Consider the following 14649-nt stretch of genomic DNA (forward strand, 5'->3'; position numbering starts at 1 on the left):
CGGACGGCAGCGGGTCGGGCTCCGGCACGGGCACGGGTACGGGCAGCGGATCGGGAGGCGGCAACAGCAGCGCAGGCAACGGCTCCGGCGGCGGTACGGGCGATGGCGGCGGCAATAACGGCGGCGGCGGCTCGACGCCCATCACCAAGACGGCGAATCAGGTCGGCACGGTCGCGGCAGGCGCCGGCGGTCTGGTGACGGATGTCGGCTCGACGGTATCGGGCGTCGGCAGCGTGATCGGCTCGCAGACGCTGCCCGGCGTCAGCAGCAGCACCACGCAGGCAGCGGGCGGCGTCGTGTCGAATCTCGGCGCGGCCGTATCGACGCTCGGCAACGGCGTGTCGCAAGGGCTTGGGCAACTGGGCGCGACCGACAACCCGGTCGGCACCACGGTGGCTAGCACAGGCGGCGTGGTGAGCAACGTCGGCAACGCCGTGACCAGCGCGGGTGCGCTGGTGCAGAGCGTCGGCAGCGGGCCGCTTGCACCGCTCGCAGCCGTCACGACGCCGCTTGGCGGTGTCGTCCAGACGGTCGGCGGCGCGGTGACGAACGGCGGCAATGCGCTGACTTCGGCGCTGTCGCCGGGCCCTGTCCAGCAGGTCACGCAGCAGCTGAGCACGGCCATCACGCCGATCACGTCGATGGTCGCCGCGACCACGCAGACGGTCGGTAACACCACAGGCCTCGGCGCTCCCGTCAACGGACTGCTGACGACGCTCGGCAGCCAGCTCGTGAAGGCAGGCGGCCTGGTCGGCTCGACGGGCGGCAGCAATCCCGTTTCGGCAGGTCTGGGCAACGTGGTCGCCGATGCCGGCAAGACCACGATCGCGGCAGGCGGACTGCTGACAGGCGGCTCGGGCGCCAACCCGCTCGCGCCGCTGACGGGCGTGCTCGGCGGCCTGACAGGCGGCGCCGGCGGCACGGGCGGCAGCAACCCGCTGAGCGCCATCACGGGCACGCTGGGCAGCGTGACGGCAACCGTCACGGGCGGCGTCTCGGTCGGCGTGACGGGCACGTCGGGCAGCGGCAGCGCCGCGGGCAGCAACCCGCTGGGCGGCCTTACCAGCACCGTCACGGGCGTGGTCTCGACGGTGACGGGCGCACTGTCGACGGCATCGTCGGCTGCCTCGCACGCCACGTCGACGACCTCGTCGACGCCCGGCCTCTCGCTCACGTCGAATAGCGGCGGCACCACCAGCAGCCCGTCGAATCCCCTTTCCGCGATCACGTCGCTCGTGGGCGGCGTGCTCGGCGGCGGCACGAAGAAGTAACACCGGTTGAGCAGGCACGCGCCCAACCCAGCGCGCGCCCGCTCGTTTCCCGACTTGAACAGAGACGGCGAGCGCGCGGCACATCCCGCGTGCGAGCGTCCCACGACGTCCCCCGACTCCGAGGAGCACCCCATGCACACGCAACGTTTTTCCGTTTCCGACGCCGCACGCGCCACCCTTCCCGCGCTGCGCGCCCCGCTCTCCGTCCTCGCGCTCGCCTGCCTGCTGGCGGCGTGCGGCGGCCACAGCGTCACGGCAGCGTCGCCATCGACGCCTTCGAACAGCACGGGCGGCGGCACGCCCAACAACGGCACCACGGCCAGCACGGGCACGACGGGCACGGTGTCGACCGTGGCCAAGACTGTCGATGATCTCGGCAGCACGATCGGCTCGGTCTCGCTGCCGGGCGTTTCGCCGCAGGTCACACAAGGTCTCGGCAGCACGGTGACGGGCGCAGGCGGCACCGTCAACGCACTCGCCGATGCCGTCAGCAACGGACTCGGCCAGATCGGCACGACCTCCGATCCCGTCGGCACGACGGTGTCGGGACTGGGCAATGTGGTCAGTTCTTCGAGCGGCGTCGTGCAAGGGCTCGCGACCACCGTCAACGGACTGGGCACGGGCAACCTCTCGGCGCTGTCGCCTGTCACGACACCCGTCGCCAGCACGCTCAGCGGCGTCGCCAGCGCGCTCAACTCGGGCGGCGCGACGCTTGGCAGCACGCTGGCATCCGGACCGGTGCAGCAGGTCACGCAACCGCTCAGCACGGCCATCACGCCGCTCGTGATCACGCTCGGCCAGGTGACGCAAACGGTCGGCACCACCACGGGCCTCGGCGTCCCCGTCTCCGGCGTGCTCGCGAAGGTCGGTGGCGCGCTGCAGAGCGCGGGCGGCACGGTGGGCGGTGCAACCACCAACCCGCTCGGCGGCGATGTCGGCACGCTGGTCGGCTCGCTCGGCAACACCGTCACGAATGCGGGCGGCCTCGTCAATCCGAATGGCCCGAACGGCTATGCGCCGATTCCTGGGCTGATTGTGAGTCTGGTGGGCGGCTCGACGGCGCTGGTGCGTCCTGGCCCGCCGGCAGCAGGTGGCCTGCTCAGCCCGTTGACGGGTCTGCTGTCGGGCACGGGTCTCGGCAGCAGCGGGCTGGGCTCGGTGACTTCGCTGCTCGGCAGCACGCCGCTCTCGACGGGTGGTTCGGGCAATCCGCTGTCCGCCGTCACGGGCGCGCTCGGCGGCGCGACGGGCGGCAGCGGCGCGAGCAATCCGCTCGCGCCCGTGACGGGTCTCGTCACCACGCTGACCAGCACGCTCGGTTCGGCGACGGGCGGCTCGACGCCGCTGGCGGGCGGGCTGCTGCCAGTCACGAAGAAATAACGCGCCTACGCGAGCCGCGGCACGCGTGCTTCACAACGGATGAAGCACGCGGCGCGGCCCGCGTATCGCAGCGATCGAAGCACCCCTGCATCACCCGCTTGAACAAACACGACATACGCTGACGCGACGCCCGGCCAGGCGCACGTCCGCAAAAGAACAACAGGCCTTCCGAGGACACACCGATGAAATTCGGGACCAGGCAATGGACACTCCTGCTCGCGGCATTCGCTGCGGGCGCGGTTCAGGCGCAGACGCGCCCGGCTGCTGTCAGCGGCAATCCGCTCGACGCCCTTCCGCAAATCAAGGCGCCCGAAAAAGGCCCGAACGCGACGGCGCAGATCCAGCCGCAGGCACCGCAACTGCAGGAATTGCTCGCGCGGCATCTCACGCCGACGAAGATTCAGGTCGAAGGCGTCAAGTCGATTCCCTTCAACGACGTCGCGCAGCGCTTCACGCCGCTGGTCGGCAAGGACATCACGATCGGGCAACTGATCGAAGAAGCGAACGGCGTCACGCGGCTCTATCAGGAGCGCGGCTTTGCGCTGTCGTTCGCGTTCGTGCCGGCACAGACTTTCGAGAACGGCGTGGTGCGCGTGACGATCGTCGAAGGCTATGTCTCCGACGTGAAGGTGACGGGCAAGCCCGGCAAGACAGAAGACAAGATCCGCGCGATCGCCGCGCACATCACGGCAGACCGGCCGCTGCGCCGCGCGACCTTCGAGCGCTACATCAACGCGATGGGATTGCTGCCTGGCGTGAAAGTCGCGGCGAACGTGCCGCCGCCGCAGAACACCGACGGCGCGACCACGCTCGAACTGAACGTCGATCGCAAACCGTTCGACGTCAGCACGGGTATCGACTTCAATCACCCCGGTGTGCAAGGACTCCTGACGGCTACGGAGAACGGGCTGACGTCGCTGGGCGAGCAGTTGAGCGTGTCGGCGCTGCTGCCGAAGGGCCGCGACAACGTCACCTATCTCGCGGCGCATGGCGCCCTGCCCATCGGCACGGAAGGCATGACGGCGAAGATCGATGCGTCGCACTATCGCGGCAATCCGAAGGACAACCCAGGGTTGCCCTCGTATGTCGAACGGACGGTGATCAACGACAAGGTGGGCGGCTCGCTGTCGTATCCGTTCATCCTGAGCAACGCGCGCACGCTGACGGGCACGGCGTCGGCCTATGCCTCGCACGATGAAGACCGCTTCAACAACACCATTACGGGCGCCGCAATCGGCTTGCGCTCGCAGGTGCGCGTGCTGCAACTGCAGGCCGATTACGCGGAAGCGTCGACGGGCCAGGTGCGCAAGGCCAGCATCAACGTCGCGAAGGCTTTCGACATTCTCGGCGCAGGCAAGGCCGGCGACTCGAACGTCCCAGGCACGACGACGATTAACCCCGCTTCCATCACCTTCGTGCGCACGGGCGCGAGCGTGTCGCAAAGCAACGAATGGCCGCTCGGCATCGGTACGGCCTTCGCGGCGACGGGACAATACAGCCCCGATACGCTGCCCACGTCCGAGCAGATCTCGTTCGGCGCGCAACGCTTCGCGCAGGGTTATCAGCCGGGCGAGACGTCGGGCGATTCGGGCTGGGGCGCGTCGTTCGAAGTCCATCGCGCCGTCGCGCTCGGCTTCACGTATCTGCGCACGATCACGCCGTATGTCTCGTTCGATATGGCGCGCGTCTATCTGCATGCAGGTACGCCGCAGCCGAAGAAACTGTCGTCCGTGGCGCTCGGCTTTCGGATTTCTGACGCGAAGTACTACAGCCTGGATCTGTCGGTTGCGAAGGCAGTCGGCGATGCGCCTGTCGAAAGCGCGTCGCGCAGTCCGCGTATCAACGCGACGTTTTCGTATCAGTTGAACTAGGCTGGAAACGCAATGAAGCGAAGCCTCCGATTAGAGGCTTCACTATCAAACGACACCGGCACTTTCACGTATTCTGCCCATTCCAGGCTGTCATGAAACAGGTCTGCAGCAGGCATGGCGCCGCCTTGCATCGACATCTACACGGCGCCGCGCGAGATCCATCGCGACGATTTTCAACAAGGAGGACGACAATGATTCAATTCACCCAGCGTGCGCGCTTTGCGTTCGGCACAACGTTGAAACATGCGGCTGTTGCGGGCGTGCTGCTCGCCAGCGCCGTCACGGCGTTCGCGCAAGCCGATACGCCCGTCGGCACATGGCAGACCATCGACGACCACACCGGCCAGCCCAAGGCGCTCGTGCAGATCTCGCAGGACGCGGGCGGCACGCTGAGCGGCAAGGTGATCAAGGGACTCGGCCCGAACGATCAACCCGATCGCCGCTGCACCGCGTGCACGGACGCGCGCAAGGATCAGCCGATTCTCGGCATGACGATCATCAGCGATATGAAAAAGGAAGGTGAAGGCTGGGACGGCGGACAGATTCTCGACCCGGAAAACGGCAAGCTCTACAAGTGCAAGATGCACGTCGAGGACGGCGGTCAGAAGCTGGTGGTGCGTGGCTATATTGGCGTGGCGCTGCTCGGACGTTCGCAGACGTGGGTGCGCCAGAACTGATGTCGATGCGCCGCGCCCGATGCGTGGCGAGCGACTCGACGAGATGAAAAAAAGCCGGCCTGGCGTTCAGATTCGCCAGGCCGGCTTTTTATTGTCGCTTGCGCTCAATTCGTTCGATCCGTCATGCCGCGTTCTTGAATGGGCTGGTGTAGTTGAAGACCAGCGGCGTGACAGGCGTCGTTGACGGCTGCGGAAACAGTGGCGTGGCGGGCACGGACGGCTGGATCTGCGGGACATCGTTGGCGGCTGCATTCGGCGCGTGGATACGCATGCGGGCTTCCATCGTGCTGCACAGTTCGTCGCCGGCTTCGCCGAACAACTGGTCCATCACGCGCTGCAGCACACCAGCCTGATGCCACGCCTTGAAGCGGCGATGACAGGTTTGATACGACGGGTATTTACGCGGCATTGCGGACCAGGTAGCGCCGCTACGTCGGGCGCGGGTTACAGCGCCCCGCGCCCTCCTCTATCACCCAGAGCATTCGCCGACGAAAGGTCATGCAATCGGTCTCTGTACCAAATCTGTACCAATTGGAGATCGCATGGCAACCATTACGAAACGCGAAGACAAGCGGCCTGACCGCCGCTGGCAGGCAAGAGTGCGGCGCACCGGCTTCCCGACTCAGACCCGCTCATTCCCGACGAAGACTGAAGCGGAAGCATGGGCACGCGAGGTGGAGGCCGAGTACGACAAGGGCCACGCCATCGACCAGCGAGACGCCCGCGAGATGTCACTAGGTGATGCACTGCGCCGCTACGTCGAGGAAGTCACGCCGCTGCACAAAGGCGCTGAGGCGGAAGTCTTCCGCATACGGCAGATGCTAGGGCACTCCATCTGCGACTACTCGCTGGCGAATCTCACCCGCGTAGCTGTCACCGGCTATCGAGACGAGAGACTGCGTTCCGTAAGTGGATCGACAGCCAGAAAGGAGATGCAGCTACTGGCGCTCGTGATCGACCATGCCTGCCGCGACTGGGGCGTGTATCTTGCGGAAAACCCTGTGCGCAAGGTGCGCTTGCCGAAGGAGAACGCGGCCCGCGAGCGCCGCCTGCTACCCGGCGAGGAAGCACTGCTGCTAGCCGAGTGTCGGGCTGCTCGTGCGCCCTATCTGGAACATGCCGTCATCATCGCTATTGAGACTGGCATGCGGCAGTCTGAGATGCTCGCACTAACCTGGGATCGCATTGACTTGCAAAAGCGCGTGGCCCGACTCACAGACACGAAGAACGGTGAAGGTCGCGGCGTACCACTTTCTCGCCGCGCTGCCGCCGCGCTGGAAGCCATGAGGCAGGTTCGACTGTACGAGTGGACGAAGCACAATACAAACGGCCCGTTCAGTTGGGTTCGCCCAACCGTGATACGGCATGCATTCATGCGGGCCAGAGACAAGGCAGGCATGCACAATTTACGGTTCCATGATCTGCGCCATGAGGCAACATCGCGGCTATTCGAAAAAGGATTGAATACGATGGAAGTGGCGTCCATCACAGGCCACAAGACGCTCACTATGCTTCGCCGGTACTCCCATCTCTCGATGGACCACCTGCTCGCGAAGCTCGAATGACGATCACAGGTTGGCGGAACTTCGCATATACGGGCCGCCGACCTGACCGCTGTCAACTCCTCTCGCAAATAGGTTAAGCTGCCCGTAGCTGATCGGGTCGCCCTTGCTGTTTGGGCGGGTCGTGCACATACCTACACTCAAGACCAATAATTGCGCTGATTCGACATGGGTATCTTCATTCAAGATTGTCCTCACTGCCCTGCTGCTCACGCCGCGTTCAACGTGGTATTCGCACAACAACAACCGAACAAACCTCAGTATTGGAACGCGCTCTGCGTGTGCCCTGCGTGCGGAGAGTCGCTGGCCCTCTTGGTATTTGCTGCCCAATCCGGGGTCAATCCGCAGGCGGCCGTTGGCGACATAAGCAAGCATACACACCTTCGAGTCTTGAGCATGTATCCAGCACCCGATACTTCGCCAACGCCAGAGCACGTGCCGTCTGCTGCCGGAAGAGCATACGAGCAAGGTGTAAGGTGTTTAAGCAGGAGCGACTACACACCCGCCGCCGCAATGTTCCGCCGCTGCCTTGAAATTGCACTGAAGGCGCACAGCCCGGAGATAGAAGCGTGGAAGCTCGAACAGAGAATCGACAAGTTGGCGGCAGAACGCAAGATCACACCGGACATGCAGACATGGGCGCACCGAGTTCGACTTGACGGGAACGATGCCCTACATGAGGAGGAAGATTTCACGAAGGAATCCGCGACTGAGCTGATGGAGTTCACTCGCCTCCTGCTGACGTACATGTACACGTTGCCAGAGAAAGTAAAGCAACGCATCGAACCCTCCGAACCCAAGCCGTGACATACTGCCTTCGCTGAGAGACGGCGGCATGACCGCCCAAACCTGCACCCACTAATTAATGGAGTCAGGTATGGGCACTATTCAGAAGCGTCCGAACGGTTCGTACACAGCCCGCATCCGCCGTCATGGGCAGCCCACGCAATCGCGCACATTCCCTACCAAAAAAGACGCCCGGCGCTGGGTGGCGGATACCGAGTCCGCGATTTCTCGCGAGTGCTTCATGGATACGAAAGCCGCACGCCAGACATTGTTGAGCGACGTACTGGCGCGGTATGCGGAAGAGGTTTCCCCTATGCATCGGGGATCGGCTGAGGAGGTGATCCGTTTGAACGCGATGCGGCGCGACCCGCTCGCTGGTTATTCACTCGCAACCGTCAAAACGCCAATAGTCGCGGAGTACTGCCGAAGACGCCTGCTGAAGGTCAGCGGCTCAACGGTCAACCGCGAGTTGAATCTGCTGCATACCGTGTTTGAGGTCGCGAGGAAGGACTGGGGCATAGCGATGCCAAGCAATCCGGTTGCCGACGTTCGCCGGCCACGATCTAACCCGCCTCGCGAACGGAGGCTAACTATTGCCGAGCAGTCGCTTCTGCTTCACGCGTGCAAGCAGGCTCGATCTTGGTGGCTCGCGCCCATCGTAGAACTCGCTATCCACACAGGCATGCGTCAATCGGAGGTGCGGGCGCTACAGTGGCAGAACGTCAACACAGAAGAATGTGTTGTAACCCTACCGGCTGCTGCGACGAAGACGCTCACCACGCGCACCGTACCGTTGAATAAGCGCTGTATGACCGTTATCCAGTCGATACGCGGGACTCGCGTCGGCCCGTTACAGGGTCCGGTGTTCCCTGATGTTACGCGCAACGCGCTTAAGCTTGCCTTCAAAAGAGCGCGGATACGCTCAGGGCTTGAAGACTTGCACTTTCACGACACACGCCACGAGGCTACGTCGCGATTGTTTGAGCTAGGACTCAGTGATTCCGAAGTGGCGCTCGTAACAGGACACAAAACGCGTGCGATGCTTGCCCGGTACACGCATCTGCGTGCGAAGGATTTGGTGCATCGTCTGGATGCGCAGCCGCCGAAGTCCAACGATCCTGCTGTACAGAAGATTCTGGACGAACTACGCCGTCTGATGAGCGGGCAACCCGCACCATCAGCAGATGACTAAGTGCTGGTGAGGAAGCGGCTTCACACGAGGCCGCTTCCGCACTGCGCTTAGTAGCCCCAGCCGAATGCGTTCTTGTCAGGCATCCCCTGAGGAGCCTTCGAACCACTCGCGCCGTAGCTGTGCGACTGCACCGCCGAGACGATGCGCTTGCCGAACTCATCCGAGTTCATGGTGACGTTGAGGTACGCGCCGTCTCCCTTGGACAGGTACAGGTTCATCAGGCCGTTACCGAGGTACTGGCCGTACTGCACCTTGTAGTCATCGGGCTTGAAGTTTGACATGTCCGCATTCGTGCCCTTGAGACGGTCGGTCGCGAGGTCGTTGATGTACGAGCGCATCGTGTCCTGATACAGCGCCGAGTTCTGGCTCGCCACTGCACCGGGCACCTTGCTGACGTAATCCATCCAGCCTTGGCCCTTGCCCCACTTGCCCTTGTCTTCCGGTACGATTGCACCGGGCACTAGGTCAGCGTTGCCCATCACCTGCGTGTACGCCGCACGTGCTGCGTCATCCTGTGACAGACCGAAGGCGTGCATCTTCTGCGCCATCAGTGGTGCCACCTGCTGCGCGAGGTTCGACTTGGCACCGTCGCTGATGTCCCATCCAGACAGGTCGCCCCTGCGGAACGGGTTCCACCACGCAACGTCCTGCCGCGAGACGTAATCCAGCGCGTCCTTCTTGTCCTGTGCATTCGCCGTGGCGAGCTTGCCTCGTGCCCATTGCGTGCGGATCATGTCGAACTGCTGCGGGTCTGATAGCGTCGCGCCGCTGTCGAGGATCGCGAGCATCGCCTCTGCGTGATCTCCGAAGTACGACTTAACAGCATCGACTCCACCGGGACCACTGCGCAGCTTCTGCGCCATATCCACCACTGACATCTGCTGCGGCGTGGCAGGACCAGCGCCGTCGAAGAAGTTGCCGAGCGTGGACTTGATGTAACCGTCAAGCATCGGCGGGTGCATCTGCGGATCACGGGAGTTGGCTGATGCGTGCTGCCAGAAGGTCTGTGCCTGCGGACTATCCGGGCCTGCCTGCACAGCGTCCGTGTAGATCGCGTTAAGCTGCGTCACCTGTGCGCCTTCGGGAATGGGGATGCCCTTTAGGTCTTCAGGACGATCGGCCGCCCACTTCGTCGCCACCATCGTAGCGGCTTCGTTGTAGTTCAACTGCTTCTGTTGCGCTTTGAGGGCCGCAAGGTACTGTCGCTGGTTGTTCGCGTCCATCTGCTCCAACACCTGCTTCTGCTTCGCGGGAGGGAACGGCACCGTGGCGTCGCCCCATTGCTGACGGTACGCCGCGTTGATGTCCTCCATCTTCTGCATAGCAGCCGCGTGGCCTGCCGGTGTCGTCGGGAACGTGCCGCCACCCTTCGTCATCGCAAACTCCAGCGTGGCTGCATTGTCGAGCGACTGTGCGTTCGCCGGGTTCTTCGCCGCTGCCTGCGCTTCGAGTAGCGGAATCTTGTCGTCTAGGTCGGCGCGAATAGCCGGGTCCATCTGAGCGTACGCATCGGATTGCTTGATCGCACGCACAGCCTGCCAGTTACCCATCGACGCATTCGAGATGGTGATGTCCTTGATCGCCCGATGGTACGCATCGGTCGTCATGTTGTCGGGCTTGAGCAGGTTCGCGTTGTAATTCGCGTACGCCTTAGACACGTCGTCATCCGAGTTCGTGGGGTTGGCGGACAGCGTGGCCTGCATCGACCGCGCCGCGCTCGTGCCCATGTTCGTGAAGCCGAGGTAGTTCTGCTCTTGCGTGTACTGCACGTACTGCTGCATGTGATGGTCGAGCATCTGCGGGAGTTGCTCCGCGAGCTTCTGCTGCACCATCGCGTCCGTGTACTGGTCGCCCGTGCCCTGTACCTGTGACATCTTGTCCACTAGGTATGCCCGAACCTGATCCGGCGACTTCTCACGAAGCTGCGGCATCGCCTGCATGAAGCTGGTCTGCGCATCGTTCATCGCCGCATTGACGTTGAACATCTGCGCGCCCTGCACCGTGGCGTCCGGGCCGTAAATCTTCGTGTACCACGGCTGGTCGTTCTCGATCTCGATAAGCGACTTGCCCTGCGCGGCCTGTGCCATGCCGTTCGCGTACTGCTCCTTCTTCGCCTTGTCGATGTACGGCTGGATCATGCCCTGCGTCAGCTTGTTAAAGCTGTTGATGTCGATGCCCGACCCGAAGACGCCCTGCGCCCGCTCTGCGTTCGCGAAGGCGTTGATGTCGGTGCCGCCCTGCGCGGGACTGCCGCTCGCCTGCGAGCCTCCGCTCACACCGCCGTTGAAGGTGGTGGAGCTTCCGCCCGCGCTCGTGCCTTGCTGGACGACTACACCGCCATCCGAGTTGAGACTGAAACTGATACTCATGGTGCTATTCCTGTTGTCTGTTGGTTAAGCGGACCATCCCGCCTGCCGTAGGAGGTTCACAAGGTCCGGGTGCTGGTTGCCGAGTTCAAAGATGCGCTGCCACGGTAGGGAGCCTAAGTCCGGGTTGTCGATGTGGTGCGCAAGGCATCGCACGCTGAGGCGTCCGGTAGGGTATTGCCGCGCTACCCAGTCGCCGCTGCGGTATTCGATGTAGTCCCCGGTCGCCTCACGCTTACGTTCATCGTTGCGTGCCAGATAACCGTCACGGGATAGCTTTGTGGGTGGAAGAGCGACACACCGACCCTTTGCATCTGTCTGGAAGCCACGCCCTAGCTGTTGGCAGTCGTAGCAGCCCACGTTGTACACGCGCCGCCGCGTGCTGCCACACTTCGCGCATTCACGACCGTCGAACCATGTTCGACCGGCAACCAACGCATCCACACGCTGCGGGTAGATGGTCTGCTCGCGAAGCGCCTGTGCGAACGCGGTGTCAGCGCGTGCCGCATCGCGATGTGCCCGCGTCAACTTCGACGTGTAGGGCGCGACTTGCCACAGCCCGCGTGACCGCGTGTTCTTACTGCCGTGCGGCTTCATGTGCATACCTCTCGCGCCGCCGCTGAATCATGACGATTGCGCGCTCAAGAAACATGCCGCACCTGCTACCGTCGCTTCAACGCGAGCGTGAATCAGCGCGCCACCTGCCATTTATCGTACTCCTTATTGAATAGAATGTGATTGCCGCTGAATGCGACGTTGCTATGCTCGAAGGCGCATAGCGGGCCTGAGATTCGTACGCACTTGTCGTGTGCGCTTTTCCGTCGGTCAGTTAGCCGATTCCGCAGCCCGCCTTACAGACTCTTTCTCGCGTGCTCGCTGCTTACGTGCTGCCCATGTCGGCAAACTGCCGTGACATTGTTCGACTACTTCGCGCCAGATGCATACCCCGCCGCGTGAAGCTCGCTTCGTGAGCGATTCATAATAGGCCCGCGCTTCGGCGTGGTTCTCCAATGGATGTGCAATGTTCTTCATGTTGTACTCCGTAGGACACCGCTGGGGCGTCAGTGGATTAGATGGTCCAGATCAAGTGAAGCTTCGGCTTCGCGTGTCTCTCGGATACGTCTCATGTACTGCGGATAGCGATGCATTGCGGTTGCGCATCCGCGCCGCTGCTTCGCGTCGTTCCACACGCGGTCAAGCTCCGCTTGCTGGCGGGCAAGCATCACCGCGTTAGGCTCCCGTTTCTGTCGGTGGTCGCGACTCATGCGGGCCGCCGATGCGTGAGTCTCTGGATTGTTTCGTCCGACAGACGCTGAGGCGCTACGATGCCGCGCCGTTGGAAAAGCTTCGTCGTACGTTCTCTATTCGAGAGAGTGACGTGCTTAGGTTGTGTGCTCATGTTGTGTCCTTCGCCGTGTAGCGGCAGTTCTGCGTAAGTGATTAGAGTTCGCGCCAGCCTGTTGCGCGTTCGTTCTCGTCGCGCTGCTGCGATAGCGCGGATTGTTCTGATGCTGTGTTTTGCGCTTCGGCGTTCGCAATCCAACGGAGCACGGTGGCCTCGCTCACATTGAATGGTTTTGCGGCGAGTGCTTTCACTACGTTGATGTTCTCGCGCCCCTTCGCTGTTGACACCATGCATCGAATGGTGTCGCGGTCCTTGCGCCACTTCACGATGCTGCCGAACCAGTTGATGCGATTACCGGGCATGAACTCGACGCGGCCCGCACCGCTGAACGTCTTACCGCAAGATGCGGCCCGGTTGGTGGGCTGCTGCTTACCGATGCCGTGCTCAACGATGCGACGGTATAGCTTGGCTAACGTGTCCAGCTTCTCCGTAGGCTTGCCGTGCGCATCCGTCTTTACCATTGCGTTCTGCGTCAGCATCCGGTCTGCCACCGCTTGTGTGTTAGCGCCAAACTTCGAGTACCAGATCGAATCAGGCAGAGTTCCGACGTAGCCTGAATTGCGTTCAGCCTCCCGCATGTACGCGGTGCGCAGCTTGGCGTAGTCCAGCTTCGCGGTGCGTTCGTCTTCGAACAGAGCCAGCAGCACGTTCCTACGTGCTTGCCAATAAGCCTTGCCCGGATTCGGACGGACTTCGAGCTTCGACAGGATCAGAGGTGCTCCGAAGTCTGGATACCTCGCGCCGATACGCGCAAGCCTCTCTTCCAGCGCCCGGTAGTCAGTCATGACCTCGCGAATCTCGGCGGCGTAGCGTTCCTGCTCGATGTTGTACGTCCATCGGCGGGCTTCGCTAGCGGCATCGGCATTCGAGATCAAGCCCGAATCCAGCCGTGCGAGCGTATCGTCCAGTTCTGCCCGAGCGTCCACGCGAGCGGGTGTTTCTTTGTCTTCCATTGCTTCAGTCCCTATTAGTTGGTGGGCGCGATGCCCGGTGGGTAGCTCTGCGGTCGCAGTGACCACGGCTAGGGTGCGTGCAGACTGCACGCGCTTGAGCACGCAGTCTGAATGTCTGCATTCTGGTTAATTCATTGATGTATAAAGGAAAACATCACCGGACGCGTGCGCTAGCGCGTGTAATTTCCGCTAATACTTAAGGTGTGTGCAGTTAATAGCGAAAGCGTGCAGCGGTCCGCACGCAAAGGCTCAGGAGCAGACGCCGCAGGTAAGCCCGCAACAAGGCCATGCAGCAGCTTGCCGAGCGCTTAATGACCTGCGGGTGTGGGTCGCCTGGGCACGCTCCTGCGTCGGCGTTCGAATCGCCTAGCAACGCGTGCCAGTGGAAGGTGCGGCTCTGTTCCTTTCAAGTCATCCATAATCGGACTCCCACTTATAGGCCGCGTTCCGTCCTACGTCAGGGTGGCTGTGTAGTGGCTGTAGAGTCGTCCAAAATGGGACTCACTGCGTCTGCTCCGGTTCCAACGTGACCGGAAGCACGCGCAGTGGCGGGCCTCGTTCGGTGTGCAGCACCCATGTCGGCGGTCAGTGTGAGTATGTCGTGGCCCCGCCCCGGTCGTCTGAGAGCCGCTGCCCCGCCACATCAGCACGGATCAGTGCCGCCTCAGCTTGATAACGGTCGCCTGCTGACCCGCTGACGGCCGCCAGTGCCTGCCACCGTGTCGCGCCTGCCCACGCAGCCCGAACCGAGCGGACAACCTTCTCTGCGTCGCTGGCGCGTGCCTTCCACGGCCCCGACTGGAGAAGCCAGCCATCGGTAGCAGCCACGGTTCCGGCCTCGGCAAGCGCCTCGTATCCTGCCTCGCCGTCGTCGGCAAGCTCTGTCGCCATATCCTCGTAGCCGAGGTAGAACGAGATGCGTGCGTGTTCGTTGTTCCATTCCGGGCATACGGTCCCGGAGATGAAAGCCCACGCCATAGACAGATGCTCTGCCATGCTCGCAGGGCGGTCCGCCGCATCTTCCTTCAATGCCCACTGCCAATCTGTGCTGGCGAAGAACACGCCCTCCGCGTACGCCTCATCGTCAATCTCGAAGTCGTCGCCAGTCGCGATAGCCACGCCGCTGCTGTCTTCGGCGTTCAGTGCGATGTTGGTCTGGTTCATAGTCTGCTTTTGCGGTAATGTG

At 62.8% G+C, this 14649-nt stretch carries 11 protein-coding genes and 1 pseudogene; 7 read left to right on the forward strand and 5 right to left on the reverse strand.

The annotated features are described in order from the left end of the window. The 4 genes from DK391_RS18570 to DK391_RS18585 form a co-directional block, all read left to right on the forward strand. Nucleotides 1–1271: collagen-like triple helix repeat-containing protein (locus DK391_RS18570; RefSeq protein ID WP_239482877.1), on the forward strand; the 1271-nt coding region annotated here is incomplete at its 5' end. A gap of 132 nt (nucleotides 1272–1403) precedes the next feature. Continuing rightward, nucleotides 1404–2651: a collagen-like triple helix repeat-containing protein gene (locus DK391_RS18575; RefSeq protein ID WP_109479437.1), complete on the forward strand. Its 1248-nt coding sequence runs from the start codon at nucleotides 1404–1406 to the stop codon at nucleotides 2649–2651. Between the two features lie 182 nt (nucleotides 2652–2833). Next, on the forward strand, nucleotides 2834–4522 hold the full coding sequence (locus tag DK391_RS18580) for a POTRA domain-containing protein (protein ID WP_109479438.1): 1689 nt from the start codon (nucleotides 2834–2836) through the stop codon (nucleotides 4520–4522). 191 nt (nucleotides 4523–4713) lie between these two features. After that, nucleotides 4714–5199: a DUF2147 domain-containing protein gene (locus tag DK391_RS18585; RefSeq protein WP_109479439.1), complete on the forward strand. Its 486-nt coding sequence runs from the start codon at nucleotides 4714–4716 to the stop codon at nucleotides 5197–5199. A gap of 121 nt (nucleotides 5200–5320) precedes the next feature. On the opposite strand, the pseudogene DK391_RS18590 reads toward DK391_RS18585, so the two are convergent. Beyond that, nucleotides 5321–5638: pseudogene (locus tag DK391_RS18590) on the reverse strand (transposase); the annotation flags it as partial. Nucleotides 5639–5741: 103 nt separating this feature from the next. Between DK391_RS18590 and DK391_RS18595 the strand changes: the two are divergent. From DK391_RS18595 to DK391_RS18610, 3 genes are all read left to right on the forward strand, one after another. Further along, on the forward strand, nucleotides 5742–6764 hold the full coding sequence (locus DK391_RS18595; protein WP_109479441.1) for a site-specific integrase: 1023 nt from the start codon (nucleotides 5742–5744) through the stop codon (nucleotides 6762–6764). 165 nt (nucleotides 6765–6929) lie between these two features. Then, nucleotides 6930–7568 (forward strand): DUF4145 domain-containing protein, encoded by a 639-nt coding sequence (locus DK391_RS45325; protein ID WP_239482878.1) that lies wholly within the window; start codon nucleotides 6930–6932, stop codon nucleotides 7566–7568. Nucleotides 7569–7638: 70 nt separating this feature from the next. Then, complete coding sequence (locus tag DK391_RS18610; RefSeq protein WP_109479444.1) at nucleotides 7639–8739, forward strand: site-specific integrase; 1101 nt, start codon at nucleotides 7639–7641, stop codon at nucleotides 8737–8739. A 47-nt stretch (nucleotides 8740–8786) separates the two neighbouring features. Here DK391_RS18610 and DK391_RS18615 read toward each other — a convergent pair whose 3' ends face one another. From DK391_RS18615 to DK391_RS18630, 4 genes are all read right to left on the reverse strand, one after another. After that, nucleotides 8787–11108: a hypothetical protein gene (locus DK391_RS18615; protein WP_109479445.1), complete on the reverse strand. Its 2322-nt coding sequence runs from the start codon at nucleotides 11106–11108 to the stop codon at nucleotides 8787–8789. Between the two features lie 24 nt (nucleotides 11109–11132). Further along, a complete protein-coding gene (locus tag DK391_RS18620; protein ID WP_162600851.1) occupies nucleotides 11133–11702 on the reverse strand; it encodes a hypothetical protein in 570 nt (189 codons plus the stop codon). Nucleotides 11703–12545: 843 nt separating this feature from the next. Next, on the reverse strand, nucleotides 12546–13463 hold the full coding sequence (locus tag DK391_RS18625; protein ID WP_109479447.1) for a hypothetical protein: 918 nt from the start codon (nucleotides 13461–13463) through the stop codon (nucleotides 12546–12548). 585 nt (nucleotides 13464–14048) lie between these two features. After that, nucleotides 14049–14627, reverse strand: coding sequence for a hypothetical protein (locus tag DK391_RS18630; protein WP_109479448.1), 579 nt, complete (start codon nucleotides 14625–14627; stop codon nucleotides 14049–14051). Between the last annotated feature and the right edge of the window lie 22 nt (nucleotides 14628–14649).

It is taken from the genome of Paraburkholderia sp. C35 (assembly GCF_003121405.1).
Classification (GTDB): domain Bacteria; phylum Pseudomonadota; class Gammaproteobacteria; order Burkholderiales; family Burkholderiaceae; genus Paraburkholderia.